Raw genomic sequence first — 25,988 nt, forward strand, 5'->3', positions numbered from 1 at the left:
GTTGAGCAGGAGAGAATTAGGTGATATTATCAAGTTGTTGTTGGTGAAAGAGATAAGGCTTTAAATAGCCGATGCTGGAGTGGCGACGTTTGTGATTGTAGTAGTAAAAATACTCGGCCACGCTGGCTTGCGTATCAGCTAGGTCCGTGAAAACAGGCCACTCCCGGAGTTCGAGCAGTTCGGTTTTCAGACGTGACTAGAGGCTCTCGGCTTGGGCATTGTCATAGCACTCGCCGCGTCGGCTGTGTGAAAGCTGGGCCTTCGCGTCGCGCAGCAGGGTTTTGTAGACGTTACCTACGTACTGACCGCCGCGGTCGGCGTGCACCATCAGGCCTGGAGCGGGCCGCTGGGCGAGCAGCGCCCGTTGCAAAACGGTGGTAACCAGCGCCTCGGGCATATCGGCCCGTACTTGACAGCCCACGACCTGTTTGGTGCACACGTCCTGAAAGGCGCAGCAGTAGACCCACTGGCCGGAAGCGAGCGGCAGATAGGTGATGTCGCTGACCCACACGCGATTGGCCTGGGTAGTCTTCGGCTGGTCAAGCAGCAGATTCGGGGCGCAGCGCTTGCCGTGGGTTGAATAGGTCGTGCGGACAGCCTTGCGCGCGTGACGGCGCAAGGCTGTCCGCAAGGCCTGCCGCCCCACCCGGTGCCCCAACGCGCGCAACTCGACCTGGAGCCGACGCGTGCCGTAGCGCCGCTGGTGGTCACCTCAATTGCAGCTTTCAGCGCGTGGTTTGGGCTACGGCCATCAGTTGACGCTTGGTGAGCGTGTCCAGCACCACTTCTGCTTTAAACTCAACCGTGTAGCGATGGCGGGGGCATTTGGATGTCATACCGAGTAAAGCTAGCCCGCTTTAGCTTTCCAGGTTTTGAGGAGGACTACAGGATTAAGTACAATCGTATGTTAAGCATCCATATCCAGATTTGCAATTCTATTCACCACATCTGAGCGATGCTTCTCGCGCTCATAGAGATAAACGAATTGCTTGAGTCGTTCCTCACGGGTTGGTTTGTTCGTCATACTTGCTTCAAATGCGAGTGTAAGGGTGTCTTTGCCTATTAACTCACGCGCTACCGTGTGCAAATAACCTAGATCCAAGACCTTAGAGGCAGTCGTAAATACATCCATTGTTAAATCGCCTCTAAAAGCGAGATTGTTGCCGATTTGAATATCATGAGCAATAAATTCTAGCCAGCCGTAGAGTTCTTTTGGATTGGATGTAAGCCTATGATTTAGATAATCAGCTGCTGATATTCCTTCAGCTTCAGTAGGCCAAATCTCAAATAGTAGAGACTGCGTTTTCTCAGAATAAATTTCGTAAAGGGGCTTCAGTCCGGCTTCGGTCAGGGCATACTTTACCAGCAGCAGCGCTAGGTCTTTGAACTGTGTAGTTGAAAAAGCGGGCTGCTCGTGCCCAGCCAACTTTACACGATCAGGAGATTGATAATGGAGTACATGCATGAGCAACTCCCGAACGAACGTATAGCTCAGGTCGAACGGCATTTGAGTTGTAATCAGTTGCTGCGCAATCGAGTAACGTTCCTCTTCCTTTGGGATGTACCGAAGAAGTTCTATTAGCAAGCGCGCTGCTGCATCTGCGTCACTGTCGTGCCACCGATTAGGGCCGATTTGGAATTTTGGCCCAAGCCGGGCTAGCAAGTGGATGTAAGTCTGTGAGTAAGGCAATGTGCGGGCATCGTTGACGTAAACAGACAAACGCCGCAGTAACTCTTTGGGACTGGCATGCTCCATCAAGCCACGCGCCAGTTGTAGAGCGGGCTCTAGCGCATTGCTATCTAGCAGCTGCAGCAACTGCACAAACTGCCGGTCTGAAATTTCACCTCGTTGAACGGCATAGGAGAAATAGCGCTGAAAATAGTAGTCCGATGCAATGGCTTTCTGCGCAACAAGATCTTGATCATTACGTGAACCAAAGAGGCCCATGTTGTCGATGGCTTTGTATACTAATAATATACGCGGAAATAGCATAAACAACAGTGTGCGAGCTGCCAAGTGTGGGCTGGTCAGCTCCAGTATGGGATCTAAATCACGTTTTAATCTATCTTGATCCGTTTGCTGAAGCGTAGCGCCGGTAATGTTGTGCCGCTGATGCGATATGAACCGGTAGACCTCTGGGTAAAAAGCTTTCAGCGCCTCAATTAGGATCAGATCGTGCGTACGTACTTCACCTTGCAACAATCCAATTGAAAAGCCTAGGGCATTGCAGTAACGCACGGCCTGACGAGGGGTAGTAAGGCGAGTAAGGACGCTGGATCGCAGGGCGAAGTGCAGGCTTTGGTGCTCATAATCGGTCAGTGCGACGCCGGCTTGTGTCAGCACTTGGCGCAGCCGGTTGTTCAGAAAGTCGTGCATGGTTTGCACGTTGGTAGCGGGCATACGCAACGGCACCTGGATGATTTTTTCTAGGAAGCTGTGCCCGGCCGCCTCGCCGCCGCCCTCGTATATCTCGCCTAGGGCCCGTGCCACCATCACATCATCGAAGGAAAGGAGATAAGTAACGAAGTTGAAATCTGCTGTCAACTTGATAAGGCGGAATAAGGCCTGGATTTCCTTGCGGTCAAGACGGTCGATGTCGTCGATGAAGATGACGACTCGTTTCTTGGTCTTCTTTAGAAACGCCTCGACGCGCTCTTTCAACTCAGGTACTGAGCGTGTACTTAGTAGCTCTCCAATCTTCTTGACGTTGGTGCCGGGCTCGGTGGATACCGCACCGTCGAAGAATTCGAATTTGGGGATAATAGCCTCCGCATACTGTGCAATCAGCACGCCAGCCTGCTCGCCCTTGGTGCGCAACCGTTTGTTTAGGACCTGCGCCAGACCGGTGAAAAAAGCGATAAGTATCTCGTCCTCGCCTTCGTACCGCCACGGATTGAATAGCATCCGGATGGTGCCAGGTTCATTCAACTCTTTCCAAATGAAGTTAAGCACCGAGGTTTTGCCCTCACCCCACTGGCCGTATAGGCCGATAGCCAGGCTTTCGTGGTTGCCCTGGCTGAGTATAGTATTAGCAATACGTTTGGCAAACTCGTAGCGCTGGAATTCGTCTTGGCTTCCCTCTTGTATATCCTTATCGGTTAGGTATTGTGCAGGCGTAGACATTAGGGTTGAATTGGAATAACAGGGTTAGAGAGTGTAGGTAAGGAGAAGCACTTACAGATGCCGCTCCTCGTACTTTAAGGTGTGCCAATAGAGGCAGACAGGTTACTGGCCCATTTGATACCAGCCTTCTTAATGCGATTCTTCTATCGGGCGTTTTTACACGATACATTATTTATTAGAAAAGGTAGCCCAGAAACGAGCTATAAGAGGGCAATTTTAAATAATTCAGAGGATAGGGTAGGCTCATTAAGAAGAAAATCGTTTTTGATAACGCGAATCGAATAGAACTGCAATTGTTTTAAAATTAAGGGGTCAAGCCCTTGTAATGTAAATCCGCCCGATAGGAAGAAGACCGCGCATTGTCCTAAGCACTACCATATGTGTTCACTTCTACTCCACTAATTCTAACTCAATTGCACAGTTTGGTGGCCGGTATACTCGTAAAAGTCGAACCCTAATGCTTCAATATCGGGGCAGGACATCTGAAAACCGGCAACGTATAAAGAGGCTAAACGGTTGAAGGCACTAACTGCTGATATTATTGTCGGAGCCTTTGATTGCTTATTGAAATAACAGCACCGCTTAGTCGTCTTGCTGCTAGCCAAGTGGGCAATTTCTACTACTTTCAGAATTATTCCAAGTGAGGCAATTAACTGGTCTTTAGCCCCTTTTCTGACTTTTCCGTTAGGAATTCGATCTTTCAACTCACCTAGGATAAAATATTCATTAGAGTCACTAGACAAAATCAGGTCGCAACGTTGCTTCCCATTCTGAAAGGATTTGGACAAACTTGTCAGAAATTTATCATAATTAACGATAGTCAATTGCAACTGTTTGGGATTGCTAAACCGGGCCATACCCACGCCAACTGCATTATGAAGCACAAGCTCACGATTGACGTCGTCTTCCACTTCAAAATAGGGGGCATTGGTAGTCAGCGTAAAGTTGGTAGTACTAGCAGCTGGCAAACAGTAATGAGCGGTATAGCTCACTAAGAATAATTCTTCCATTTAACTAATTATAGATTAGAATACTGGTCGTAGATTTCGTTGATTGTATCAGAAAGCGGATTGGTATTTACCAAACGCTCGTTCTTGACAATCAAATCCTCTATAGTTCCGCCAGTCACTTGATAAACTGCCAAGTTCTCGAATTGGATATTCGCTCCCCCGATTAACTTATTGGCATCGGCAGCTTTTATCAGCAGATTGAGGTTATTAATTATGTAAGGACTATGGGTAGAGAATATCAGCGCGATCTTATTCATGTTACTGATAAAACATTTTTCAATCAAGTCATTAATAAGCTGACACTGCGCATCCGGATAGAGGCTCAATTCGGGCTCCTCGATATGTATGAACAAATTCTTTTCCAACTCTCCCAGGTTCTTCACCGGTTTGAAATCAGTTAGCTTATCGGCACTGGATAGGTAGTTAAGGACAGAACGGTTGAAAGCCTCCTCAAAATTGAAATGTTTAGAGAAGTGTTCAGCGATTAGTGCAACTGGCACGGCATTCTGTGTGCCTGAAGAACTGTTCTTCAAGTCGATATTATAGTCTCGTTTATGGCCTTGAACCGAGTACTGTTTGCCAGAATTTGTCTTTTTGACTCCTAGCTTTAAGCCTAAATAGGGTAATTCTAAATCGCGAACATTATCGGAGGCAATGTCAAAATCCCTGAACACTTCGTGAAAATAAAATCCTAAATAACCTCCGGTAAACGATGCACCCTTATCTGCCCATAGAGGAATGACATTTCGGGTATCAGAGATAAAGCTCAGCTTATTGAAACAAAGGTCACTACTTTTAATAAGGTCACGGTCACTTGTACCCGATAACTTCTGATTGAGATACGTAATTGTGTATTGATTACCATTCTCAAATTCGACTTTGTAAACGATTTCAGTAGAAGCCTTGATAAACTGCTTAAAGCCGCAGTTCTTCAAGTAGGTATCCATTCTGAAACGAAAAGGTGTCTTCGATACCTGACTATGCTTCAAATAAGAACGGATATTATGCATCTTATAAAGCCATCGAAATAGTGCGATGGCTTTCATCAAAGTGCTTTTACCACTTCCAGATTCTCCAATTAGAACGGTAATCGGCTTTATATCGTCGATTACAATATCTTTTATCGGCCCAAGATTTTTGATGCTGATAAATTCCTTCATTAAATCCAGGGGTAATGACGTGGCAGATCCTTTCGCTGACAGATACCGAATTCAGGTGTATACGTAAACAGCGCTGTGGTGTGAAGGTAGCAATTATGAGTGTTGTTAAACAAATAGAGGAATACCACGAGTCCGTAGCCAAATGGACCTGTAGCTCGTAATAGTGTGCAAAACCGGCGTAAGGGCATCGAAATCCTGATAGTCTTACACGCTTCTTAACGCAAAGAGGGTAATGAAAACGAACGTGTACGCTATGGTTCACGTCATTGTAGCCATTATTTAGTCCGTAAAGATGGTATTTGAGCCCCGAGTTAAAGGATTTGCCCTGTTTGTTTAATAACCCCCGCTTTCTGGGACGTCCCAACCTGCCAAAACTTGACCGCCCGGCCTTAGCGTTGTTTTCTGTTCCTACTTTAGTGCGACCCCTACTTTAAAGAAAGGACTTGCTTCTCATCGTGCCCGCCAACCTAGACATTGGCTCCTGCGATTCCGGTAGCAGCTTCACACGATGGTAGAGAGCAAATGTACTCGCATGTAAGGTGGGCTTTGCTATGGCTGAGCGCCCGCTCCGGGCTTCGCGTCAGGAAATTCTGATCTCACTTGTAACTGTGTTTCGCCACAAAATGCATAGCAGTTGAAGCAGGTAGTTAGCGTCCGATTGCAGTCGCAGGCATGTGCTAAACGAACACGGGGCGATAGGACTCCCGCTGGGTAGTAGAACCTATAATTAACCCAAGTTGCGGAGAAGGATGTAGGGGCGAGGATAAGCCCCGCCCCTACATCCTTCTCCGCAACTTGGGTTAATTACTGATGTTACGCACCGATTACGCCTGTGCTTCAGAAAGGCACTTCAGCTACTTCCGAAAAGGCCATTTGTAGTCAACCCACCAAGGTGATGCGTAACATCAGTTAATTACAGTCCCAATGCCTGAGCCGCATTGTAGGAAACCACATTGTTAAGCTGCGTATAGCGCTCAATCATGGCGTCCGTTTTCTGCTTGGTCTGGTTCTTAATGGCCTTGTGAGATTGTCCGTTGAGCACGGCAACCGTCACAAAGGACACGCGCAGTGAGTGGGCCGAGTAGCCCGGTCCGAGGCGCTTTTGCACCAGCTTGTTGATGGAAATGTCGGAAAGCCGCTTGTCCGAGGCAGCAGCCATCTGACCCGGTGCGGCCCGGGGAATCTTCACGAATAGCGGCCCCGTGGTGCGCCCCAGCAGATTGAGCCAGGCCCGTAAGCAGCGAACAGGGCAGAAGTCCATGGTAGGGGCGTAGAAAATGGCTTTATCCTCCACCGCACCGTACTGGTTGGTCTTGCTTTTGGCCAAGTGCACCAGCAGCGCCCGCTCCGTAAATTCCAGCTGCTCGATATTGAGCTCCACCAGCTCGGAGCGCCGGAAGGCCCCCGCAAAACCTAGCAGCAGCAACGCCCGGTCGCGCAAGCCAGCCGACGTTTCCAGGTCAATGCGGCGAATGGCCTGCTTTAGCTCCTCCACGGTAAATGCCTGCGCCTGGTCCTGGCGCTTGCCCAGGGTGCGGGCAATGCCTTCCATCACCACGTTGAGTGCATCGAGCGGGGCCGGTAGCCGGTGGCCGGCGAGCTGGTGGGCTTTGCGGATGGCGGCCAGGTGCCGTTTGATGGTGGCCAGCGAATGGGGCCGGGTAAGGGGCTGCTGGCCTTTGCGCTTCTTTTTCTCCCCACGGCCCCCGTCACCGGGTTCCGGGGTTGGCTTCTCCGTCGCCAGGTACGCCACATACTCGGTCAGCGTTTCCACGTCGGCCGGCAGCGCCCGCAGCCCGTGCCGCTCGCAAAAGCCAACGTAGCTTTTCAGGTCCGAGGTATAGGCGCGCTCCGTGTTAGCCGCGCCCTGCAGGCCGACCTCGAGGAAGCCGGCGACTTTGGCCGAGGCCCGGGCCAGCTGGGTGCTGACCGTCGGGGAAGCATTGGATGCCGGAACAATCGCAAGGTCTTCGCGCATGGAGTGGATTTGAGAGGCCGCTAGGGAGAACTATTTCAGACCACGAACTGATACCTTATATATAGGTGTCGCAAACGGCCTAAAAGGTGTTCCTTTTGGCTAGTAAATATAACTTATGATAAGTAAGCATTATCATAAGTTAAAAACGACTGCGCATCAATGGCGGATAATCTTCCTCAGTAAGCGTTGGATGCCTAAGCTGAAGCGGTGAGGTGCGCTTCAGTTTATCATGCAGTCAATCTCTGAGTAAATTCTTGTCCAAACCCAGGTGCTCGCGTTAGAACGCATCGTAGTCGCGCAGCAGTCGGGCGATTCGCTGCATGGTGCGTAGTACTTGGTCAAACGCGGGAAGTGGGCTATGCAGCAGGCTTGGCAACTCCTGCTCGTAGGGCTGCTGGAGTTGCTGGAGGTTAGCCGCATCCTCGGCGTAGGCCCAGCAGGTCGATAATGGGTTCGTTTTCCATCCTCCGGTCGGGCCGGTTACCCCCGCCCGCGCATCGTCGCGCTGTACCGCGGTCAGTTGTTGCGCTAGGTTTGACCCGGTCAACAGTGCGATGATTTCAGGTTGACTAGCCAACTGGTGCAAGTCGTAGAGGTGACGGACTTTACGGCTGGCCTCCGCGACCGGGTCCTCTTCATAGGAAGCGCGCACCAGGGCCATAATTTTTTCGGCAAACGTGCGCGCGAGGCTCAGCACGTTGAAATCAAACGCGTCCAAACCATACTCCCGCACGGCTTCCGGCTGGCCCTGGTCCAGCAGATACTGCCCCAGATAGGAAATTAAGCGGCGTTTGCTGTGCGGTTCCGGCTCCCCGAATGCCGTTATCTCCAACAAGATGTGTTCCGTAGCAGTCGGCACCGGGTCGGTAAACAGGTGCGGGTACTGGTGGTACACCAGCCGGTTGTGGCCGCGCTTGCTCGTGGAGTCCGGCACGGCTATTTCCGGTAAGTTGCCCGCGGCGGTTTTATGGATTTCGCGGATGAGCTTTCTCAGCGCGCCGTCGCTCTGCTGGGCTGATCGGATAACAGCCAGGTCCACATCTTCCGAAAACCGATCGATCAATCCGTAACCTTTGGAAAGCGATGTGCCCCCTTTGAACACGACCTGCTCCGCCAGAGCCGAATCGGCCAGGTTGCGCAGCACCCAGGTCACCCAATAGTCTTTCTCGATAAAGCTTTGTCGCATTCCCCGCGCCGTGGCGGTGATGGTAATCAGGTTGCGAAAGTCCTGCTCGTGCACATGCAGGGTCATCGGATTTTCCATTGCGCGCGGTTCGATAGTGCCTGCTCGGATAGGCCAAGCTTGTAGGTCGTCAGTGGATTTAAACTGGCTTTAAGCTTGGCCGCCAACTTGTTTTCGCCTAGCCCTTCCAGTAGCGCGCCCAGTAGGGCGCGCGTTGCCGGATTGTAGTCCTGCGCCAGGCGGGCTAAGGTGGTCTTTTCAGCCAGCGGCAGTTGCTTCACCTGCTCCCGTAAGCGAGGCAGGGCCGCGGCCGGCGAGGTATCGGGCAGGCGTTTGATGTGCCGCAGGGCATCCAGCAGTTGGCGCAGCTTTACCTGCTCCGGCTTCATATCGCCCCGGCTGCGTACGAAGCGCACGCGCACGTTGCCGACTTTCTTCGGGCGTCCCGGCCGGGGTGTCGCAATTTGGATTTCCTGGGCTACCTGCGTTGTCAGGCCCAGGCGATTAAAGGCTGTTACACCAGTGGGATAGCCTCGCAGTTTCTTGTTGGGCATCTGCAGGAGCATCTGCAGCACCTGCTGCTCGGAAACCGGTACCGGGCCGAATCGGCTTTGCTTAGGGAGGCGATAGGTGCCCTTGGCCACCTGTTGCACTACACCTTGCTGACGCAGCCGGCTCAGGTTCACAGCCACCGTGCCCGGCGCGATGCCGAGGCTGGCAAAGTCGCTATAGCGCACGAGCGCGCCCGGCTCCAGCTTTTGCAAGCGGTTGAGCATTTTCTGGCGGGCGGTTGTCGATTGGGCGGTTTTTTTCATTGGTTGCCTCCTGCAAAGATAGTCATACTGTAAAGTTTTTCTACTGCAAAACATTACAAACTGTTCGAGGCGTTCCTAGATGGGGGCCTATTAAAAAGCGGAATAAATAGCACGTTAAGGAATCTGACCGGCCAGTAAGTCCGACAGTCAATCGGTTGGCTTGTCTACTATCCCCTTCCGATACGCATGGATGACCACACCTAGATGGCGCAGGTATTTGTAGAGCGTGACTTTAAAATACGTAGCTGCTGAGCAATCTCGTTGACGCCTAACTATTGCTCTTTGTAGAGTATCTCGGCTACGATAGCCGTGTGCTACGCCTGCTCCAATAACCTCTTCGGGCGACCACCCACCCTGCCCCGCTCGGGCGGTGGCTAGGCCGGCGTGAGTCAGCTCCCGAATCAACATACGTTCGAACTCGGCCAGCGAGGCAAATAGAACCCCAAAGAGATTGAACAAGAACTAGCCTTGCGTCGGAGCGCTGTTAATGGCATTGGTGAGCTAGGATCACCCCCACCCCTGAGGTGGTCTAGTATTGGCGGACAGAAGAGGGGCACATTTTTCTAGTACAAGCGGAAGTTGGAATGCGGCTGCCGGTGCTATTCTAGATTAAGGTGTCATCAACAAAGGCCATAACTACCTGATTTCCATGTACTGAGAACAATTGGCATACGAGCCCACTATCTCTGAAGCCTACATAATACACCTTCTTACTCAATAAATTGAGAGTCAGAAGAATGCCATTATACCCTGTTAAACAAACTTAAGATTCCTGAAGAAGTCAAACTTCCTGAAGAAGCTTAACTTCTTCAGGAATCTTAGGAAGAAGTAATTCTTAAAGAATTTTGTATTCCTCGACTTCTTGGGTATGTTTAAGAATCTAAAGAAGTATTACTTCTTCAACATATTAAAGAAGCATGAGAAGTTTCAATACTTTATCACTGCTTTCAGATCAGCCAAAGCTGTACCATGAAGATTATTGTATTCGCCAATCATAAAGGCGGAGTGGGGAAGACAACCTCCACTCTGAGTGTAGCACAGACACTAGCACGTGACGGCCATCGCGTATTGCTTATCGACTGCGATGCCCAGCGTAATCTCTCACTGGCTTTCCGCTTGCCGGCTGGCCATCCAGACTTAGGGCTGGTACTGGAGAAGAAGGCGCAATTAGCCGATATCATACTGGTAGTAGAGGAAAACCTTCACTTAGTCGCAGCTACCCCGGACCTAGACTATTTAGAGAAGATGGTTGGGCAACAACTCGGTTACGAGAGCATTCTACGCAAGGGCTTAGCCCCCTTACAGGACCACTACGACTATTGTGTAATTGATACACCACCTTCCTTATCCGCCCTCACTTACATGGCCCTAGTGGCATGTAACGCGGTCTTCATTCCTTGTCAGCCAGAGTATTTTGCTTACGAGGGGTTGAACAAGCTCATTCAGGCCTGTGAGCGGGTAAAGGAACTGTATAATCCCAACTTGACTATCGGCGGCATCTTCTTCACCAAGTACAGCAGCCGTTACCGCAAGAAGCTCCATCACGACGTGGTGGCCTTGATTGGTTCCAAGTATTCCGAAGCGCAGCTGATGATGGAAACAACCATCCGCGAAAACGTCTCACTGGCAGAAGCCCAGATCAAGAAGCAAAGTATCTACCGGTGGGCGCCAGAGAGTAATGGCGCCACAGATTATGAATCGCTCACCCAAGAAATCATTACCCGAGTATGAGTAAGCAAACCAAGAAGCCAAACTTCGGAGACGACCTCGATGCGCCAGCACTATCGTTAAATAACGATGCCCGTCTGTACGGAGTGAGGCGTGACATTACTCCGGCACCATCAACTGCAGCTACTGGGGGGGCATCAGAAGAGCCTGCTGCCCCCCCAGTAGCTGCTTCTTCTTTAATCTCTGAGGAAGAGTGGCTTAAGTTCAGCACCTTTTTGCGGCGTAGCACCTACGTGCGGTTAAAGCAGAGCGAGTACTGGGATCGGCTTGTATTGAAAAAGGCTGTCGATTCAGCACTTTGTGCGTTCTTAGATACAATGGAGGGATCAGACCGATCTCTGCCAGAGGGCGAGCAATACCGTCTTAATGGAAAGAAGCTCAAATAGTTAAAGTATAAATTAGTAAAAAAATTGCGGCGAAAAATCTCCAGTTTTTTACTAATTTATACTTGTACAAGAAGGTATTTATTAATGCCTACAAAATCGCCCTAAACAAGCTAGCTATTTACTTATACTATATTAGTTATTATAGAGGCCATAACTATCTGATTTTTTGTAAGATGCGAATACATATGCCTACAAAATCGCCCTTTCATACCTACAAAATCGACGTTTGATGCCTACAAAATCGACGTTTGATGCCTACAAAATCGCCCTTTCCTGGTTCATATGCCTACAAAATCGCCCTTAGTTCCGACTGTTGATAAAACGGTAGCGCAACACAATGCGCTGATTAATGCGCGGTTCAGTTTTGTGCCTCTGGAGATGCGATTATTCATCTCTTTGCTGACTCGCATTGAGCTAACGGATGAGCATTTCTGCGAACATTTCGTGCCAATGGCCGAGATTATCCATGAGCGTACTGGGGGCTCAGCCTACGAAGAGGTAAAGCAAATGTGTGATAACATCACCTCCCGCCGCCTTTACATTGAGAAGCTGGTCGACACGCAGCAGGGTACTCGTAAGCGCAGTAAAAAGCCAGACTTTGAGTTCATCCCACTCATGGCAAAGGCTGCTTACGAGAGCGATCGGGGAGGGGTAGTAGCATCCTTTAATCCATTGATTATGCCCTACCTACTGCAGCTGCGGGAAAGCGGTAATTTCACTCTAGCGCAGTTGGAGCAGCTGAATAAGCTCAAGAGCTTTTACTCCTATCGCATCTACTGGCTGCTGAAGGAATATGCTACGTTTAAAAAGCGTACGATCACTATCGCTCAACTGCGTTTCCTTCTGGATCTGCAGGACGGACAGTACCCACGCTTCAATAACCTGCGCACCCGCATTCTGGACAAAGCTCAGAGTGAAATGCAGCTAACCGATATGCCCTTTACCTATGAACTGCAGAAGCAAGGCAAGGTCGTATCGGAGGTAAAGTTCCTATTGACTGATCCCAATGATTCGGAACTCATACCTGCAAAATCGCCATCGAGCGAAACACCTGTGTGGGAACAAACGCTGGCACAAATAGGGGTAGGTAAGCAGAGCCTAGCGCTAGTAAGCCAACAGTTGGAAGCCGGCGAGTACGAGGTAGACTATATCGCCTATGTAGTGAGAATTGTAGAAGGTCAGTTTCGCAAAGGCAAGATTAAAAAACCTGCTGGTGCCATCTATAAAGCACTGATTGAGAAATACCTGTTCGCTGATTATCAACAGGCCAAAAAGGCTAGTGGCACGAAAAAGAAGCAGGTGACCGAATTAGCCATTAAGACCAACGAAGTTGCTTACCGACTGCGAGAGGTGCGGGAGATATATGACAACCCAGGACCTTATGCCCAGCGCCAGAAACGCGCTGATAGCTTCGAGCAACACCTTCAGCAAGTCTACCTACAGGACGGGTTTACACTAGAGCAGCGAGGAGGGGAGGATTGGATCATAAAGCAGGCTTGAGTGAGGGGGTCTAATAAATCTGGAAAGAATAGAAAGGTAGAACAGTGGCGTGCCCGGTGGAAGAAGACAGGCCAGGGTAGCGTAGTTTTGGATAGAACCGGCGAAGGGGAAGCAGAGGAAATTATCGGCGGCGGAAAAACAGCATCTGGCAGAAATCTGGGTCAGGGAAGAAATGGGCCAGCGTCAGAAATGCGGTGTAGCTCAAAACTAGGCCTAGCTAAAAATGCGGCGGGGGTAGTAGGCCTTCTTATTTAGTTGACGCCAAGGCGCGGAATCATGTACATACATGATTCCGCGCCTTGGGCCTGGATTAAAAGTTTAGTCTAAAAGTCGCATTTGGCGCGCAAGGGCTATGCAGGCCCTTGCTGTACAGCAAAGAGTTGGGCAAGTAGCGGGGAAGCAGTCAGCGACTGGTCGGGCTGGTGAAGTACCGGCACCTGGGATTCAGAGCCGAGCAGGCCAAACCAGTTGAGTCCCCGCTCAAACGTGCGCACCCCGTAGCAGTAGGTAAGCTGTTCCAACGGCGTCCGATAGGCCGGGTCGGTGAACTCGGCCAGCACAAACGGAAACGCCCGCTGGTAGTGCGCGGCGTAAAAGGAGACGGGGTGCGGCTGCTCTCCGAAGCGGGCGAGTAAGTACACCGAATACGCCCAGCCGGTTTGCCCCACCGTCTGCGAGGGGTAGCCGTCGTGCGAGGCCCAGAGAAAACGGTTGGTGAAGGTGTCCAACACGAGCGCCCACAGGGCCGGGCGATGAGCAGGGTCGAGTAGTTGGGCGCCTTTTTTGGTCAGCAGCAACTCGCCCCGTACCAGGCGGGCCAGCCCCGCCAGCCGGGTGGTCTGGTGCAAGGTGGTGATGGCCAGCGAATCGATTTCCCGGCTCAGCGTAAACAGCCCCGTTTCCAGCCCTTCTTCTAAGATGAAGCCGGAAGCGTAGAGTTCACGAAGATACTTGCGCGGCAGGGCCCCCAAGGGCGTCAGGCGCAGGGGTGTTTCCCGCTGCAGCAGGCGCAAGAAGGCTTCTGTCAGCCGCAGAAACGGGATCTGGTCTAGCACATCGTTTGGCAAATCGGCGTGCAATTGTACCACGCTGGCTGGTCCCAGCGGCTGGTAGAGCAGCGCGTGCATCTGCCTCGGGCTCAAGGCGCATAAGTCCGGCTGCGGCGTCTCGTTGTAGCGGTGCAGCGCCGCGGGCAGATCGGGCTGGGAAGGGAGACCCATACTACTTGACTTTAAGGGGAGGGGGACTTTTCGCTAATCTGGCAGCCGGCGGATCGCAGGATTTTGTAGAGTGTGTGGTAAGAGTCGATCTGAAGGTAGGCCATGAGCTGGCGCGTGGACTGCTGGCCCGCTTCGTAAAGTTCCTTGACTGCGGGTACTATCTTCTGGTAGCGTGGGACCCGGCCCGGCGCCCTGGCGCTGCACGAGCGCAGCGTGCTCGTGCAGCGCCAGGGCGCAGAAAATCTGGAACACGAGCTGGTCGCCAGGCGAGATGGTATCGATGGGGTCCTGTAAAGATACAGGGCTTACGCATCAAACATCTTCGCCTTCTCTTCTATCCCGGAAGGGCACATTGGATCCGAAAATCTGACGGCTACAACTGGTTGTAAAACGGTTCCAGAGGCAGCAAAGGCACTCAGCTAATTTTGATGCGTAAGCCCTGACCTGCAAAGGGAGTTCGATTTCTCCGACGAGGCGCTGAGCGATGCGCTACGCTTCGACTTGGGTGTGTTGCTCACCGTCGAATGGGAAGCCTCTGAAGGCTGAGAAACTATCACTCTAAATGCGACTCTTGGATCAAACTTTTAATCCAGCCCCAAAATCCAGCCGTTGATAAAAAAGACGACGAGTACCAAAAGTGGTTGGCTGAGGAACCAGCTATCAGCGACTGTAAAAATTTAGTGGAACACGCCAATTGGGTAAACCGGGAACCCAAAAGAAAAATAAAATTTGATACGGGAGGGGATAGGACGCCGGGTATGAGCGAGGAGGAGGCAGGATGGGGGCCGAAGGGGTTGGAGCATTTCTACGCTGAGCAAAAAGCACGACCGGAAAACCCAACAACAAAAATTAGACGGCCAGTGGGAGCGAAGAACAAGCCCAAATCGGATAATCTCGCTGGCCTTGAACCCGTGCTAAGAAAACCAAGGGCCGCCACGAGAAGCACACCGGAAGAAAAAGCCGTAACGATAAAACCAACCAAAACTGGAAAGGCAAAAACCAAGGAGGCCTGATAAAACCCAAAACCGTAGCACACAAAAAAAGGCTAGTCAATGATGACTGGCCTTTTTCTTTTGGGAGTGATTAGCGATTTCTCTATTGCTGGAAATGCGCTATTCTTCGGTTCGGGAGGTGCTCGGTATCAGGTCCAGTTCGGAAAGCTCGGCCAGCATCTTGTTAGGAAATTCTATGCCGCGCTTGGTCTGGTAAAATGCCAGGTGACGGGCGACAGCATCTTTGATAAAGTTGGTGGTGCTGATTTCGTGCTTTGTGTCCTCTAACATAAAACTTACGAATCGAACCGCACGGAATTGCACAGGGTTCTTATAATTCTTGGCGGGCCTGGATGCAGTCATGGGTAGGGTCGAGCAGATGCTGAGTGGAGCTGATAAGGAAGAAAATGGTTGGGCGCAGTAGTTGGCTCGTGGGGTAAATTGTGGTTTGGGTGGTGATGCGGTTTTACGGGGGCGAGCTGTTTCAGTGGGTTGAGAATTTAGCGAAGGTGGCCGGGGCGAATCCAGTTGATATGGTGCCGTCTGGAGGTACTGAGAAAGAAGGCCCGGCTTGTGTACTTATCTTTTCCCCACTGCCTTATTTTTAATATCGAGAGGCCAAGGGTTTTCAGGTAGCAGTGAGGAATTGGTTTATAGCTTTTGGGGATAGATGAATTTTCAAGCCAGGTGATAAAGGCGAGCTTTGGGATGCTGCTGTAAGGAGGCAGGGTGAAAGAGTCCTTGGATAAGCAGGGATGGGTTAGCGTCTTTTTGGGTTGGGAGGAGCCGGGCAGCTTTGACAGGCAGGGGCAGGCTAGGGGCGGGGCTCAGTAATACTAGAAATGAAGCGGTGAAATTCGATAGGCCAGCTTTACCCAAATTTTTGGGAGCTGGCCTGATGTGTTTTTTTACTTAGTAGCTACTGGCTAAGATGAGTGCTTTTGATAATTCTTGGGAATCGAAGCCGGCCAGGGAGCAGCAGACGGATGCTCATAGATTCAGTAGCTACTAAGGCGGCGGGGGCTTTTATAGTTACCAGTAAATCGAAAGAACATTGAAAAGGGGCGGGGGCGGAGGGGCGCAGAAAAAGGGTTGACTTGGTTTGGGCCAGGTTGGGTTATTGATGCGTGAGAGGATGCAGCACGATTAGTTGGGGGCGAGTAGTCCGGGAGCGATAGGTTCGCCAGAGTAGCAGGAAATTGACGCCTGGGAAAAGGCCAGTTGTCGGAGGTTCGGTAGTGGGCTTAGCTGCTAGAGAGGAGTAGGGAGGCTGAGGGAAACGATTAGCCATAGAAGGGTAGCAGGCCGTGGTAGTAGGAAGTGGAGGAGGATAACCGTAGATTGGGACCAACATAGGGTCCTGAAAATGCTAGTCGTAGACTTAATAAACCAGACGTGTTAATCGTGCGAAATAACCGTTTTTTGGATTCCTATGACTGCTCATATCCGTCCCGTTCCTATTCTTGAACAAACACGTTAACGTCACATGCAAATCAGCAACGAGCAACACGATAGCGCGCAGCAGCCCACAGCCTCTCCACCGGTCTCAGCTCGCAAAGCAGCCCGGGCAGCAGCGCGGACGAAGGAGGGCAAGGAGGGCAAACCTGACCGAGGAGGCCGACTAAAGGGGTGGGCAGGGGAGCCCCGCAAACCCGTTACGGCTCACCTGACACCGGCTCGGTTCGACTGGCTCCAACGAGGTGCGGCGACTGTTGGAATGAAAACGTCAGCTTTTGCGGCCCACTTGCTGGAGGTCCGGGCCAAGGGCTACCGGTCGCCGAAAGCGCGGCTCACCAACGAACAGGAGGCCCTCATCCAGCGGGTGGCGGAGATGAGCAACGACTTGCGTCAGGTGAGGATAAAGCTGGAGGTGGCGGGACTACTTCAGGCCGCCGAAGACATCGGCAGACTGGTCCGCCAGCTGCAAACCGTACTGAAAGGTGTCAGCTGAATTAGCTTCTGATGGTAAGTAAAACCAAGATGGGCAGCAACGTAAAGGGAGCCGTCAACTATCAGTTCACGGGCTACCAGGCTGCGCCGACCGACAAGAAATGTGAGGTACTTTTCACCCAGGGAATTCGCGACTCTAGTCCGGAGGATATGATTGCCGATTTCAAACGGGGAATGTCTCGCAACCCAGACCTGGGCCTGGCAGTCTGGCACACGAGCCTGAGCTTTAATCCGGCGGACGCGGAAAAATTAGACTCGGCAAAAATGCTGGAAATAGGGTTGGCGTGGGCAAAGGGAATGGGGCTGGACAAGACGCAACTGCTCATCGTGCGCCACCATGACCGCAAGGATAATCAGCACCTGCACCTCGTGGCGAGCCGCGTAAATTTCGACGGCAAGACGATTAAGGACGGCAACGTCCGGATGCGCTCCTTGGGACTGAACGCCACGATTGAAAAGCGATTCGGGCTGACTACCTCCATCAAAAGCAGTCAACCCGAGCTGCAGCACCCGGAGCGCGTGAGTGGACCGGACCAGGCCAAAGCCGAAATTCGCCAGGCCCTCGGGTATGCGGAACCGGGTGCGACCACCCTGCCCGAGCTGTGGACCGGGCTGCAGGCGCGTGATACGGACGTCGAGGCACGCGAGCGCCGAGACGCAGCAGGAATGCTGGTGGGCGTCAGCTTTTCCAAGAATGGGTACGTTTTCACCGGCTCGGAAATCGGGCGGGCCTGGAGCAGCAAGGCCATTGAAGAGAAATTGGAAATGAACCGCGAGGACCGGGCGGCTGCCGAGCAGCAAACGCGCGCGGCCATGGCCGCCATGGCCGCCGAGCAGGCCCACGTAGTGGAGTTGAAAAGTCGGGTCGAACAAGAGTTTGACCGGAGCGGTTACACCCGGGTCGCTGAGTTGATGTCCGGACAGCTGCCGGCAGCCGAGCAGCGACTGCAGGAGTTCCGGGCCCAGGTGGAGGCGACTCCCTACGGGCGGAGCTTGCTGGCCGAGCAGCGCACCCGTGAGCTAGAGCAGGCACGCGAGGCGGAACTGGCGCAGGCGGCGGAGCTGGTCCGGGTGGCGCAGCGGCAAGCTGCCGAGGCACTCGAAGCCGAGCAGTTGGGGGTGATACGGGTTGCGATGGCCGGCATCCACACGGAGCGGCCGCTGATTGCCGACCTGCAGGAGCGGGTTGCCCAGGCCGAGAAACAGGGCGATTATTTCCTGGTCGCTGAGCTGCGCTATGGTGGACAGCTGCAGGCGGCCGAGCAGCGGCTGCAGGGCTTCCAGGCGCAGGTTGATGCGATTCCGAATGGGCGGGTCTTGATGGCCGAATTGGAAGCGCAGCAGGAAAAGGAGAAGCTCGCCAAGGCCCAGCGCGAGGAGCAGGCGGTGCGGGAGGCACGGGAGGCGCTGGCGGAGCAGGCCGCCCAGCGCCAGGAAGTACGCACCCGGAGCGAGCTGGCGGAGTTGGAAAAATTCCGGGGACCTCGGCAGCAAAAAGGGGATTACCTGCGTCTGCAGATTCCGGCTGAACGGCTGTCCGAGGTGTGGAATTACCTGGACACGCGGGTCGAGATTGGACGCAACTGGCAGGCTGACAGCAATAACATGCTCACGGATAGGGTTATTGACGGCAAAATCAGCTTCAATATCCGGTACCCCGATGAGTGTAGTCCAGAAAAGCTGGCCAACCTGGTGCAATTCCTGAAAGAAAATGGGGGCGAGGTGTACGAACGCCCCGACGACCGGGCTCAACGTGAGAAGTGGCTGGTGACTTGGCAGGGAATTCATCGAGCACCTAGCCAGCCGGCCATTGATATGTCCTTCCCAGGTAAAAGCAATGATGCGTTTGAGATATGAGGAAGGTGTAAGGAAATGGTTGTCCCAGCGGGGCGACGAAGCAGTCAATCCTGGCTACTCGGCATTTTGAGACACTCGGCGTTCCCTGCTTTGAGCCGGGCCTGCTGCTGGGCACTTAATTCGGCTCCCAACGGCTTGCTGATGAGGTCTAGCGTGCCTTCCTACCTCAATGCCTTACGGTTCATCGATTAGGCAGCCCAAACCTTCCTCCCTTACCAAAAGAGCCGGTACTGGTCCTCTTGCTCATTACTTGTTCGGCCCAAACAGGTAGGTGGTTTAGGGCCGTGGCATAGTGGTGCCCCCGATGGCCAGGAAGTGGTAAAACTTACTCACAATCTGGGTCTGAACTGAGGTGACGAACATGTTGGCAGCTAGAAGTAAGAGCAGGGCCGGCTAGAGGGTAGAAAAAAAAGCCATCTGTGAAGGAGAGGCTGCCGAAGCAACAAAAAGAGGGATTTAGGAAGGAGTGCCTCGTAACAGGGCAGAGCGCGGCGCCGTAGCAACTGACTGCCTGGGATATGAGGGTGCGCTCACGCAGTCCCACCGGCCGGTTTAATCCCCGAAGTCTGCAGCCGCCTGCGGATCATGGGCCACCGCTTGGGACCTGGTTTCCCGCCGCACGCGTTCGACGACGCTGTTGCCAATCGCCAGTTGCTCAATGAACGATTCGAGTCGCCGAACTGGCAGTTGGGCGCCGGCTTTCATTTCGGTCTTTAACTCAATGGCCACCCGGTGATAGTAGTCTAGGACGTCGGCCAGGTAGTACGCATCGGCACAATAAATGGGCGGGTCCAGGTCCGGCACGAGCGGCGAGTGGGCCAGCCGCTGGGTAAGCCGGACCAGGTCCGCATAGTCGAGCCAGAGGTCGTTGCAGTCTTCCCACAAATCAGGCTGAAACGCGTGGAAGGCCTGCGCAAACTCTGCCACGGACAGGGTGGGGAAGTGCGTGTGGAGCTGCTGCGTCACCCACAGCACGGCCTGCGCGTGTTGGCCGGGCGTGGCCCAGCGGTAGGGGATGGTGCGGCTTCCGGGGCGCTCCAGGGTCGGAGTGGTGGGTTGCATGAGAATATGAGGAAGTAAGGAGGGCACAGGAGGGGAATGAGTGATGTTTACCAGCGATTACGGCAACTGGGTGCCATACTCGCGTCTGCTCGTTGAGGAAAGGGCCGCGATGTGGGCACTATTTCGTCAAGCTGGGCTACGCTGAACAGGTAGCTGCGTAGCCCGGGATTGAAGAGCAGGGTAACCAGGCCATCCACGCACCCAATCCGCCGCTTCTGAGTGTCGTCGAGCAGCCGGCGAACGTAGTAGTGCTTAAGAGCGCCCATCTCGAACGAAAACCTGATCGCGTCCAGCTGATGCCACGCGCAATAGATTTGCTCATCCGGCGTGTTTTCAACCGGGATTGTGACCTCCTCCAACGGGAATACGTGGTGGTTGCGAATCACGCAACCATCCGTGCGGATTTGGTGCAGCACCCAGGCCACGAGAAAGTGCATAGGCTCGCCAGGCAAAAATTTGCGCACAAAATTTTTATTCCAGTGCGTGCGCACCATCTTAAAATCGGTCTGCTCTCAAGCCAGCTGCAACACGAAAGGGGGCGAGAACGGAAGGCGACGGGACGGGGGCATACGGCGAATAGAATAGCAGATATCAGACGGAATTAACCAGGCGCCCCTGCCGTCCTCGGCTAGAGTTTGCCCAGAACATTGTCCCACTGTTGTTGCTCGCGCAGCTTCGCTTGCTGCACGGCTACCAGCGGTTTGCTGTATACTTCCAACAAGCATAGCACCGGAGGCGCCCCCTTTTCGTAGTACTGCACCCGTACCCGCTCGCCTTCCCAGTCCAGCCCGCCCTGCAGGTCGCTGCAGGCTCTACCGGGGCCGAACAAGCTACGGGCTAGCTCGCGCAGCGCCGTGCGGGTGGCTCCGGTATCCACGGTGACGGCCCGAAACATGGCGAATTTGCCGTCTTGGAACTGATAATAGGTAACAACATCCTCGTTGTGCTGGCCAAACCAGCCGCTTTCCTGTTCCGACATCCAGTAGACTCCGTGCTCGTAAACTCCGTGCTCGTCATCTTGGGCTTGGGGGATTAGTCCGGAAAAGTTGCGCAGCGGCTCCCCAAAAATGTGGCCTTGCATGCCATTCAGCGAATCGGCTTGTGTACACATCGTGCGGGGGACAGAGTTAGAGGCGGCGGTATCCGCGAAGGGATTGGGTGACGTTTGGGAACAGGCGCTGAGCAGCAGAGCGCCGGCAAGGGCGGTCACGGAGCACCAGAACAGGTGAGGAGGCGACGAAGACATGGAAGAGGTGGTGAGGCCAGCAAGGCTTCTGAAGAGCTTATTACAAACATACTATAATAGGTTTAATAAATAAGGTTTAATAGATTAGGTAACTTATATTAGATGCACACCGCACATTTCGGCTTTTCCGAATGATGTGCTTATGGTCCCTGCTGCTGAACCGCGCCTAAAACAGATTGCCCAAAAGCTGAAGCAACTGCGGTTGGACAAGGGCTATTCCTCCTACGAAGCGTTTGCATTTGACCATGAACTACCGCGCGTCGGGTACGGTCGCCATGAGCAAGGCAGCAACCTTACCCTTAAAAGCTTGTTGCGGCTGCTAGACATTCATCAAATAAGTCTGGCGGAATTTTTCGCCGATATACCGGCGCATCAAGAGGGTCGCACGATAGTAGGAACGGAAAACAACGCTGCGGAATCCTGAGCTGGCTGTCCATCCCATAAAATGGGTGTTTAAACGCCGATGAGGCATTTTTTGAGAAAAGCAGGTCCTTGCCAAACTGGCTTACAGCTTTTGCTCACCTCACGTATTAAAGAGAGCATCAAAAGTTTGGGGCGGTCAGATTACGCGGCCGGCTGTAGGTGAGCTTGCAGTGCCTGGAGGTCGAATGCCCCAACCTTTCTGATGCTCTCCAATGATCGCTAACCGAATCTAAAAATGCGGGTTAACTTCGGGTATTGCCGTTTCATTGAGTAGAAGTCATGGTGTACCAGCACCCACTTCAGGCTCCCCGGTTGTTCCACCAGCCGGGGGGGCTTTATACGGTTGATTGTCTACATCACCCGCTCCTGCACCCTAGCGCCTCGGGCATCTCACGCCATGACAAAGTCAACCAAAAAGCGTCTTCGGGCCGTTAGTATGGAAAGGAAACAGGCGCCTGACGCGGGTTCGCCTGCTGGTTCATCTGCCCCTTTTCAGCACCCCATATTCGCCTCAGAAGCCGAGTATGACCAATCGGTTGAAAGCGTCGTGGCACGCATCCGAAGCGGGCAGGTGAAGGCGCGCCTCCCCGACGAATAGCGGCTCGGCTCGTGCTCGTGGGCCGATTCAGCGCTGGTTGTGTCCAGGAGCTGAGTAGCAGGCGGGTTTCGGCCAGGCTACGGCTCTTCTTCTCGGGACTGTTGGCGCTTGGGGGATAGCGGCAATGCGTTGCGCTGGCCCGCATTCCGCTGCTTGCTCTGGGCAATGAAGTGCGAAATTTCCTGCAACTCCTTCGCCGTTGGCGGCCTGGATTGAATCAGGCCGGCGTCTGCTGGTTCTTCGTCGGGAATTTGGGTCATCTAAGTAGCCTGTCTTAAAAGGGTTGCTTAACGTAATTTGGCTTCCCGGACAACTCCCGAATGAGGCCGGTTTTTAGCTCGATTGCCACTATACTGTAAATGGTCTTTGACCTTAGCTAAAAGGCTAGTCTAACCGTTGCGCAAGTTTCCGACGATTCTGGGACCTAAGCAGTAGCCCAACCCTTCCTGGTTCGGTGCTTCTCCTTCCCCCTATGAATTCGCTACTTAACTACTTGGTTTGGAACCCAGATCCCATCATTGCCCATATTGGTCCGTTCATGCTACGCTGGTACGGACTGTTATTCGCGTTGGGCTTTGTAGTGAGTACGCCCGTGTTCCAACACATTTTCCGGCGCGAGAAAGTGTCGCCTCGGTGGGTTGATGTGTTGACCATCTACATGGTGGTCGGCACCGTCGTGGGAGCGCGCCTAGGCCATATCTTCTTTTACGAGCCCGACATTCTGCTGAAAGACCCGCTGGAAGTGTTTAAAATATGGCACGGCGGGCTGGCTTCGCACGGGGCCGCCCTGGGCATTCCGGTATCCTGCTGGCTGTTTGCTCGCCATAACAAGTTTGATACCCTCTGGGTGCTCGACCGCATCGTGATTGCAGTCGGCATTGGTGGGGCGTGCATCCGCCTGGGCAATTTTATGAACTCCGAAATTGGCGGCTACCCCACCACCGTGCCGTGGGCCGTAGTGTTTCCGCGCGACACCGAACACCTGCTGCCCGCTACCAGCCCGCTGCCTGTCGGGGCCGTGCAGGTGGTCCGCTCTATGCGCTTAGCAGATGGCCAAGTAAGCTACCGGGTATTACCTGCTGACACGCCCATCAGCCCCGGCTCACTAATGGCCGTGCCGCGCCACCCCACGCAGCTTTACGAGGCACTGTATTGCCTGCTGCTGGTCTTACTAATTTGCTATCTCTGGAACCGCACCAAAGAGCGCACCCCACGCGGGTTGCTGCTCGGCCTGTTTATGGTGCTGCTGTTCACACAGCGCTTCTTGGGTGAATTTCTGAAAGAAGCCCAGGTAGAGTTCGAGAAAGACCATCTACTCAACCAAGGCCAGCTGCTCAGCTTGCCGGCAATACTGGTGGGCTTGTGGATACTGTGGCGAGCTGGCAAAAATCCGAAAAATCCGTATGGTTATGCACCGCGCGATTTGGAGGCAGAAGAGGAAAAGGCGCACTTTGCTTCGGACGTCAGTCAGCCATGAGCACACCCTTTTACGTGTCGCGAATGGCCCTTTATGGCGCGTAAAATGACAATTTATAACGCCTTTTAAACGACCGTTTAGCTGAACGGGCACTAAGCGTACATTTTGGTCAGGCAGGATGGGCGAAGTGCGTTGCCCACCAAGTGCGTAAGTAGGGCGTGATTTCAAACCCGACCTCCGCACTGGCACCCCAACAGCACCAATAATGCACCGTCCACGCGTGCAACGTGGGGTTTTGGTCCAACAGCCCCTTTACCTGGGACCAGGCGTGCGCAAAGGCGGCTGGCTCTTCTTGGTCGGTGGTGGCCTGCAGCATCATTTCCATCAACACCACCCGCTCGTCGTCCGAAGCGGAAGCATACAGCTGCAGGTAGTCGCCCAGGCGTTCTGGCGCGGCCGCTTCCCAGGGCCAATCCTGCATGGCATCGGTGTATGGAAGCCCCAGCTTGTGGGCGACCTGCTGACGCGCAGCCGTGGTTTCCCAGCGTTGGAGTGGTAAGTCCTGGAACATGACCACGAAGGTAAAAACCACCTCCCCGTTTGAACGCTCGTTATTCTATTCGGACCGTTTGGATAGACCGCTTTACCGTGGCTCTTGTATCTTGAGTGCACAAGGAGAGCATCAAAAAGTGTGGGGCAGAAGGCGGTAACCCCCAACTGCCCCACACTTTTTGATGCTCTCCGTAACCCTCACCAACCAGCTGGCAGAGGGCGCGTAAAAAGGCTGGATTTTGGGCAATTTTCCTATCTTTACCCGACAATAACGGTGATGGATTTCCACCGCGAACCGCCAGGGCCCCGGCTTTGAGCTAATGATTCCTACGCCACCTACGGGCCCTCGAAGCCTGCGGCGCGTAGGTTTTTTGGCTTTTTATTCCCTGTTGCCCGTGGCATTTCGTTCCCCGTTTCCCCGCTTTCCTCGGCCCATCCTGGCCATTGAGCACACCCCACACTTACTGTTTCTGCTGCGCTGGCTGCTGATTGGCGCCGCCGTGGGCGGGCTCGTGGGTTCGGCCTCGGCCGGCTTTCTACTCGCCCTCGACTGGATTACCGCCTGGCGCGAAGCCCACCCCTGGATACTCTGGCTGCTGCCGGCCGGTGGCCTCCTCATCGGGGCCAGCTACCACTACCTGGGCCAGGGCGTGGTGCGGGGCAACAACCTGATTCTGGACGAGATTCACAACCCGCGCACCACCATCCCGCTGCGCATGGCCCCGCTGGTACTCTTCGGCACACTGGCCACCCACCTGTTTGGCGGCTCGGCCGGCCGCGAGGGCACGGCCGTGCAGATGGGCGGCACGCTGGCCGACCAGCTCACGCGCTGGCTGGGCCTGCGCCCGCGCGACCGCAAGCTGCTGCTCATTGCCGGCATCAGCGCGGGCTTTGCCTCGGTGTTCGGCACGCCGCTGGCCGGGGCCGTGTTCGGGCTGGAGGTGTTTTTGATTGGCACCATCCGCTATGATGCCCTCGTGCCGAGCTTTTTGGCCGCCGTGTGCGCCGACCTCGTGACCAAGGCCTGGGGTGTGGGCCACTCCCACTACCCGCAGCTCGCCGCGCTGCCCCTTACGCCCCTGGGCCTGGTGTTCACGCTGGGCTGCGGTATGGCGTTCGGGCTCACGGCGCGGGGCTTTGCCACGCTCACCCACGCGCTTACGCGCTGGTTCCAGCGCATTGCCTACCCGCCCCTGCGACCCGTGGTGGGCGGTGTGCTGGTGGCGCTGGCCGTGCTGGCGCTGGGCACCACCAAGTACATCGGGCTGGGCGTGCCCACCATCCTGGCCGCGTTTCAGGCCCCGGCGCTGCCGCAGGATTTCCTGCTCAAGCTGGCCCTCACGGCCCTCACGCTGGGCTGCGGCTTCAAGGGCGGGGAGGTGACGCCGCTGTTTTTCATCGGGGCCACGCTGGGCTCGGCCCTGGCGCTGGTGCTGCCGCTGCCGGTAGCGCTGCTGGCGGCCATGGGCTTCGTGGGCGTGTTTGCCGGCGCGGCCAACACCCCGCTGGCCTGCACGCTGATGGGGCTGGAGCTTTTTGGCGCGCACGCCGGCGTGTACCTGGCGCTGGCCTGCGCCACAGCTTACCTGTTCTCGGGCCACACGGGCATTTACGCGGCCCAGGTTATCGGCCACGCCAAGCACCTGCGCTTCGGCCGCGAGCAGGGCCAGCCGCTGGGCAGCATCCCCAAGTATCGCCAGAATGGCCGCGCCAACGCCGCTATCCGTAATGCCCAGTCATGAAGCGCCATACGCCCCCACCGAACGTACCCTACACCGTGCTGCGCC

General features: G+C 54.1%; 23 protein-coding genes and 1 riboswitch. Of the genes, 8 read left to right on the forward strand and 15 right to left on the reverse strand.

All coding sequences use genetic code 11. The features are described 5' to 3' along the window. Positions 1-16: 16 nt before the first annotated feature. The 8 genes from HW554_RS21145 to HW554_RS17805 all read right to left on the reverse strand — a co-directional run bounded on the left by HW554_RS21145 (position 17) and on the right by HW554_RS17805 (position 9,270). A complete protein-coding gene (locus tag HW554_RS21145) occupies positions 17-190 on the reverse strand; it encodes an integrase core domain-containing protein (protein WP_176909922.1) in 174 nt (57 codons plus the stop codon). Between the two features lie 6 nt (positions 191-196). Continuing rightward, positions 197-619: a DDE-type integrase/transposase/recombinase gene (locus HW554_RS17775; protein ID WP_176909907.1), complete on the reverse strand. Its 423-nt coding sequence runs from the start codon at positions 617-619 to the stop codon at positions 197-199. A 288-nt stretch (positions 620-907) separates the two neighbouring features. After that, positions 908-3,124 carry a KAP family P-loop NTPase fold protein gene (locus HW554_RS17780; RefSeq protein ID WP_176909908.1) on the reverse strand — a complete coding sequence of 739 codons (2,217 nt, stop codon included), beginning with the start codon at positions 3,122-3,124 and terminating at the stop codon, positions 908-910. Between the two features lie 404 nt (positions 3,125-3,528). Then, positions 3,529-4,134 carry a hypothetical protein gene (locus tag HW554_RS17785; RefSeq protein WP_176909909.1) on the reverse strand — a complete coding sequence of 202 codons (606 nt, stop codon included), beginning with the start codon at positions 4,132-4,134 and terminating at the stop codon, positions 3,529-3,531. Positions 4,135-4,142: 8 nt separating this feature from the next. Further along, a complete protein-coding gene (locus HW554_RS17790) occupies positions 4,143-5,294 on the reverse strand; it encodes an AAA family ATPase (protein ID WP_176909910.1) in 1,152 nt (383 codons plus the stop codon). A gap of 913 nt (positions 5,295-6,207) precedes the next feature. After that, positions 6,208-7,272 carry a tyrosine-type recombinase/integrase gene (locus HW554_RS17795; protein ID WP_176909911.1) on the reverse strand — a complete coding sequence of 355 codons (1,065 nt, stop codon included), beginning with the start codon at positions 7,270-7,272 and terminating at the stop codon, positions 6,208-6,210. A 277-nt stretch (positions 7,273-7,549) separates the two neighbouring features. Next, positions 7,550-8,536, reverse strand: coding sequence for a nucleotidyl transferase AbiEii/AbiGii toxin family protein (locus HW554_RS17800; RefSeq protein WP_116942451.1), 987 nt, complete (start codon positions 8,534-8,536; stop codon positions 7,550-7,552). Next, positions 8,521-9,270: a type IV toxin-antitoxin system AbiEi family antitoxin domain-containing protein gene (locus tag HW554_RS17805; RefSeq protein WP_176909912.1), complete on the reverse strand. Its 750-nt coding sequence runs from the start codon at positions 9,268-9,270 to the stop codon at positions 8,521-8,523. The genes HW554_RS17800 and HW554_RS17805 overlap by 16 nt, the downstream gene beginning before the upstream one ends. 969 nt (positions 9,271-10,239) lie before the next feature. Between HW554_RS17805 and HW554_RS17810 the strand changes: the two genes are divergently transcribed. The 3 genes from HW554_RS17810 (at position 10,240) to HW554_RS17820 (ending at position 12,884) form a co-directional block, all read left to right on the forward strand. Continuing rightward, positions 10,240-11,001 (forward strand): ParA family protein, encoded by a 762-nt coding sequence (locus HW554_RS17810; protein WP_116942449.1) that lies wholly within the window; start codon positions 10,240-10,242, stop codon positions 10,999-11,001. After that, a complete protein-coding gene (locus HW554_RS17815; RefSeq protein WP_147320910.1) occupies positions 10,998-11,384 on the forward strand; it encodes a hypothetical protein in 387 nt (128 codons plus the stop codon). The genes HW554_RS17810 and HW554_RS17815 overlap by 4 nt, the downstream gene beginning before the upstream one ends. Before the next feature lie 282 nt (positions 11,385-11,666). Beyond that, a complete protein-coding gene (locus tag HW554_RS17820; RefSeq protein WP_116942448.1) occupies positions 11,667-12,884 on the forward strand; it encodes a replication initiation protein in 1,218 nt (405 codons plus the stop codon). Between the two features lie 350 nt (positions 12,885-13,234). Here HW554_RS17820 and HW554_RS17825 read toward each other — a convergent pair whose 3' ends face one another. Together HW554_RS17825 and HW554_RS17830 are read right to left on the reverse strand one after the other, a co-directional pair. Beyond that, entirely contained in the window at positions 13,235-14,104 is an 870-nt protein-coding gene (locus HW554_RS17825) for a hypothetical protein (RefSeq protein WP_147320909.1), read from the reverse strand. 1,112 nt (positions 14,105-15,216) lie between these two features. Then, positions 15,217-15,387 (reverse strand): hypothetical protein, encoded by a 171-nt coding sequence (locus HW554_RS17830; RefSeq protein ID WP_176909913.1) that lies wholly within the window; start codon positions 15,385-15,387, stop codon positions 15,217-15,219. A gap of 1,426 nt (positions 15,388-16,813) precedes the next feature. Here HW554_RS17830 and HW554_RS17835 point away from each other — a divergent pair. Next, entirely contained in the window at positions 16,814-17,047 is a 234-nt protein-coding gene (locus HW554_RS17835; protein WP_176909914.1) for a hypothetical protein, read from the forward strand. A gap of 11 nt (positions 17,048-17,058) precedes the next feature. Continuing rightward, entirely contained in the window at positions 17,059-18,903 is a 1,845-nt protein-coding gene (locus tag HW554_RS17840) for a relaxase/mobilization nuclease domain-containing protein (protein ID WP_176909915.1), read from the forward strand. A 552-nt stretch (positions 18,904-19,455) separates the two neighbouring features. On the opposite strand, the gene HW554_RS17845 is transcribed toward HW554_RS17840, so the two are convergent. The 3 genes from HW554_RS17845 to HW554_RS17855 form a co-directional block, all read right to left on the reverse strand. Next, the gene (locus tag HW554_RS17845; protein ID WP_176909916.1) at positions 19,456-19,965 is read right to left on the reverse strand and encodes a hypothetical protein; all 510 of its coding nucleotides are present in this window, start codon (positions 19,963-19,965) and stop codon (positions 19,456-19,458) included. Between the two features lie 47 nt (positions 19,966-20,012). Continuing rightward, positions 20,013-20,402: a hypothetical protein gene (locus HW554_RS17850; RefSeq protein ID WP_019949667.1), complete on the reverse strand. Its 390-nt coding sequence runs from the start codon at positions 20,400-20,402 to the stop codon at positions 20,013-20,015. Between the two features lie 191 nt (positions 20,403-20,593). Further along, positions 20,594-21,076: a hypothetical protein gene (locus HW554_RS17855; RefSeq protein WP_176909917.1), complete on the reverse strand. Its 483-nt coding sequence runs from the start codon at positions 21,074-21,076 to the stop codon at positions 20,594-20,596. Positions 21,077-21,353: 277 nt separating this feature from the next. Between HW554_RS17855 and HW554_RS17860 the strand changes: the two genes are divergently transcribed. Continuing rightward, the gene (locus tag HW554_RS17860; protein ID WP_019949669.1) at positions 21,354-21,635 is read left to right on the forward strand and encodes a hypothetical protein; all 282 of its coding nucleotides are present in this window, start codon (positions 21,354-21,356) and stop codon (positions 21,633-21,635) included. Positions 21,636-22,309: 674 nt separating this feature from the next. Here the strand turns inward: HW554_RS17860 and HW554_RS17865 are convergent. Next, on the reverse strand, positions 22,310-22,492 hold the full coding sequence (locus HW554_RS17865; RefSeq protein WP_176909918.1) for a hypothetical protein: 183 nt from the start codon (positions 22,490-22,492) through the stop codon (positions 22,310-22,312). Between the two features lie 212 nt (positions 22,493-22,704). Here HW554_RS17865 and lgt point away from each other — a divergent pair, with 212 nt between their 5' ends. After that, positions 22,705-23,709 carry a prolipoprotein diacylglyceryl transferase gene (lgt, locus tag HW554_RS17870; protein ID WP_176909919.1) on the forward strand — a complete coding sequence of 335 codons (1,005 nt, stop codon included), beginning with the start codon at positions 22,705-22,707 and terminating at the stop codon, positions 23,707-23,709. A 109-nt stretch (positions 23,710-23,818) separates the two neighbouring features. Here lgt and HW554_RS17875 read toward each other — a convergent pair whose 3' ends face one another. Continuing rightward, a complete protein-coding gene (locus HW554_RS17875) occupies positions 23,819-24,220 on the reverse strand; it encodes a hypothetical protein (RefSeq protein ID WP_176909920.1) in 402 nt (133 codons plus the stop codon). A 245-nt stretch (positions 24,221-24,465) separates the two neighbouring features. Next, positions 24,466-24,538, forward strand: a riboswitch (Fluoride riboswitch). A 58-nt stretch (positions 24,539-24,596) separates the two neighbouring features. Here HW554_RS17875 and HW554_RS17880 point away from each other — a divergent pair. Next, on the forward strand, positions 24,597-25,943 hold the full coding sequence (locus tag HW554_RS17880) for a chloride channel protein (RefSeq protein WP_317170903.1): 1,347 nt from the start codon (positions 24,597-24,599) through the stop codon (positions 25,941-25,943). Positions 25,944-25,988 lie beyond the last annotated feature (45 nt).

It is taken from the genome of Hymenobacter lapidiphilus, assembly GCF_013377885.1.
GTDB lineage: Bacteria > Bacteroidota > Bacteroidia > Cytophagales > Hymenobacteraceae > Hymenobacter > Hymenobacter lapidiphilus.

Excerpts from the sequence above, each read along its gene's own strand:
- HW554_RS17790 (WP_176909910.1), bottom strand. The coding sequence starts at position 5,294 with ATGAAGGAATTTATCAGCATCAAAAATCTTGGGCCGATAAAAGATATT.
- HW554_RS17810 (WP_116942449.1), top strand. The coding sequence starts at position 10,240 with ATGAAGATTATTGTATTCGCCAATCATAAAGGCGGAGTGGGGAAGACA.
- HW554_RS17785 (WP_176909909.1), bottom strand. The coding sequence starts at position 4,134 with ATGGAAGAATTATTCTTAGTGAGCTATACCGCTCATTACTGTTTGCCA.
- HW554_RS17830 (WP_176909913.1), bottom strand. The coding sequence starts at position 15,387 with ATGTTAGAGGACACAAAGCACGAAATCAGCACCACCAACTTTATCAAA.
- HW554_RS17855 (WP_176909917.1), bottom strand. The coding sequence starts at position 21,076 with ATGTGTACACAAGCCGATTCGCTGAATGGCATGCAAGGCCACATTTTT.
- HW554_RS17825 (WP_147320909.1), bottom strand. The coding sequence starts at position 14,104 with ATGGGTCTCCCTTCCCAGCCCGATCTGCCCGCGGCGCTGCACCGCTAC.
- lgt (WP_176909919.1), top strand. The coding sequence starts at position 22,705 with ATGAATTCGCTACTTAACTACTTGGTTTGGAACCCAGATCCCATCATT.
- HW554_RS17815 (WP_147320910.1), top strand. The coding sequence starts at position 10,998 with ATGAGTAAGCAAACCAAGAAGCCAAACTTCGGAGACGACCTCGATGCG.
- HW554_RS17820 (WP_116942448.1), top strand. The coding sequence starts at position 11,667 with ATGCCTACAAAATCGCCCTTAGTTCCGACTGTTGATAAAACGGTAGCG.
- HW554_RS17795 (WP_176909911.1), bottom strand. The coding sequence starts at position 7,272 with ATGCGCGAAGACCTTGCGATTGTTCCGGCATCCAATGCTTCCCCGACG.
- HW554_RS17780 (WP_176909908.1), bottom strand. The coding sequence starts at position 3,124 with ATGTCTACGCCTGCACAATACCTAACCGATAAGGATATACAAGAGGGA.
- HW554_RS17850 (WP_019949667.1), bottom strand. The coding sequence starts at position 20,402 with ATGCACTTTCTCGTGGCCTGGGTGCTGCACCAAATCCGCACGGATGGT.
- HW554_RS17805 (WP_176909912.1), bottom strand. The coding sequence starts at position 9,270 with ATGAAAAAAACCGCCCAATCGACAACCGCCCGCCAGAAAATGCTCAAC.
- HW554_RS17860 (WP_019949669.1), top strand. The coding sequence starts at position 21,354 with ATGGTCCCTGCTGCTGAACCGCGCCTAAAACAGATTGCCCAAAAGCTG.
- HW554_RS17800 (WP_116942451.1), bottom strand. The coding sequence starts at position 8,536 with ATGGAAAATCCGATGACCCTGCATGTGCACGAGCAGGACTTTCGCAAC.
- HW554_RS17875 (WP_176909920.1), bottom strand. The coding sequence starts at position 24,220 with ATGTTCCAGGACTTACCACTCCAACGCTGGGAAACCACGGCTGCGCGT.
- HW554_RS17840 (WP_176909915.1), top strand. The coding sequence starts at position 17,059 with ATGGTAAGTAAAACCAAGATGGGCAGCAACGTAAAGGGAGCCGTCAAC.
- HW554_RS17865 (WP_176909918.1), bottom strand. The coding sequence starts at position 22,492 with ATGACCCAAATTCCCGACGAAGAACCAGCAGACGCCGGCCTGATTCAA.
- HW554_RS17845 (WP_176909916.1), bottom strand. The coding sequence starts at position 19,965 with ATGCAACCCACCACTCCGACCCTGGAGCGCCCCGGAAGCCGCACCATC.
- HW554_RS17835 (WP_176909914.1), top strand. The coding sequence starts at position 16,814 with ATGAAAACGTCAGCTTTTGCGGCCCACTTGCTGGAGGTCCGGGCCAAG.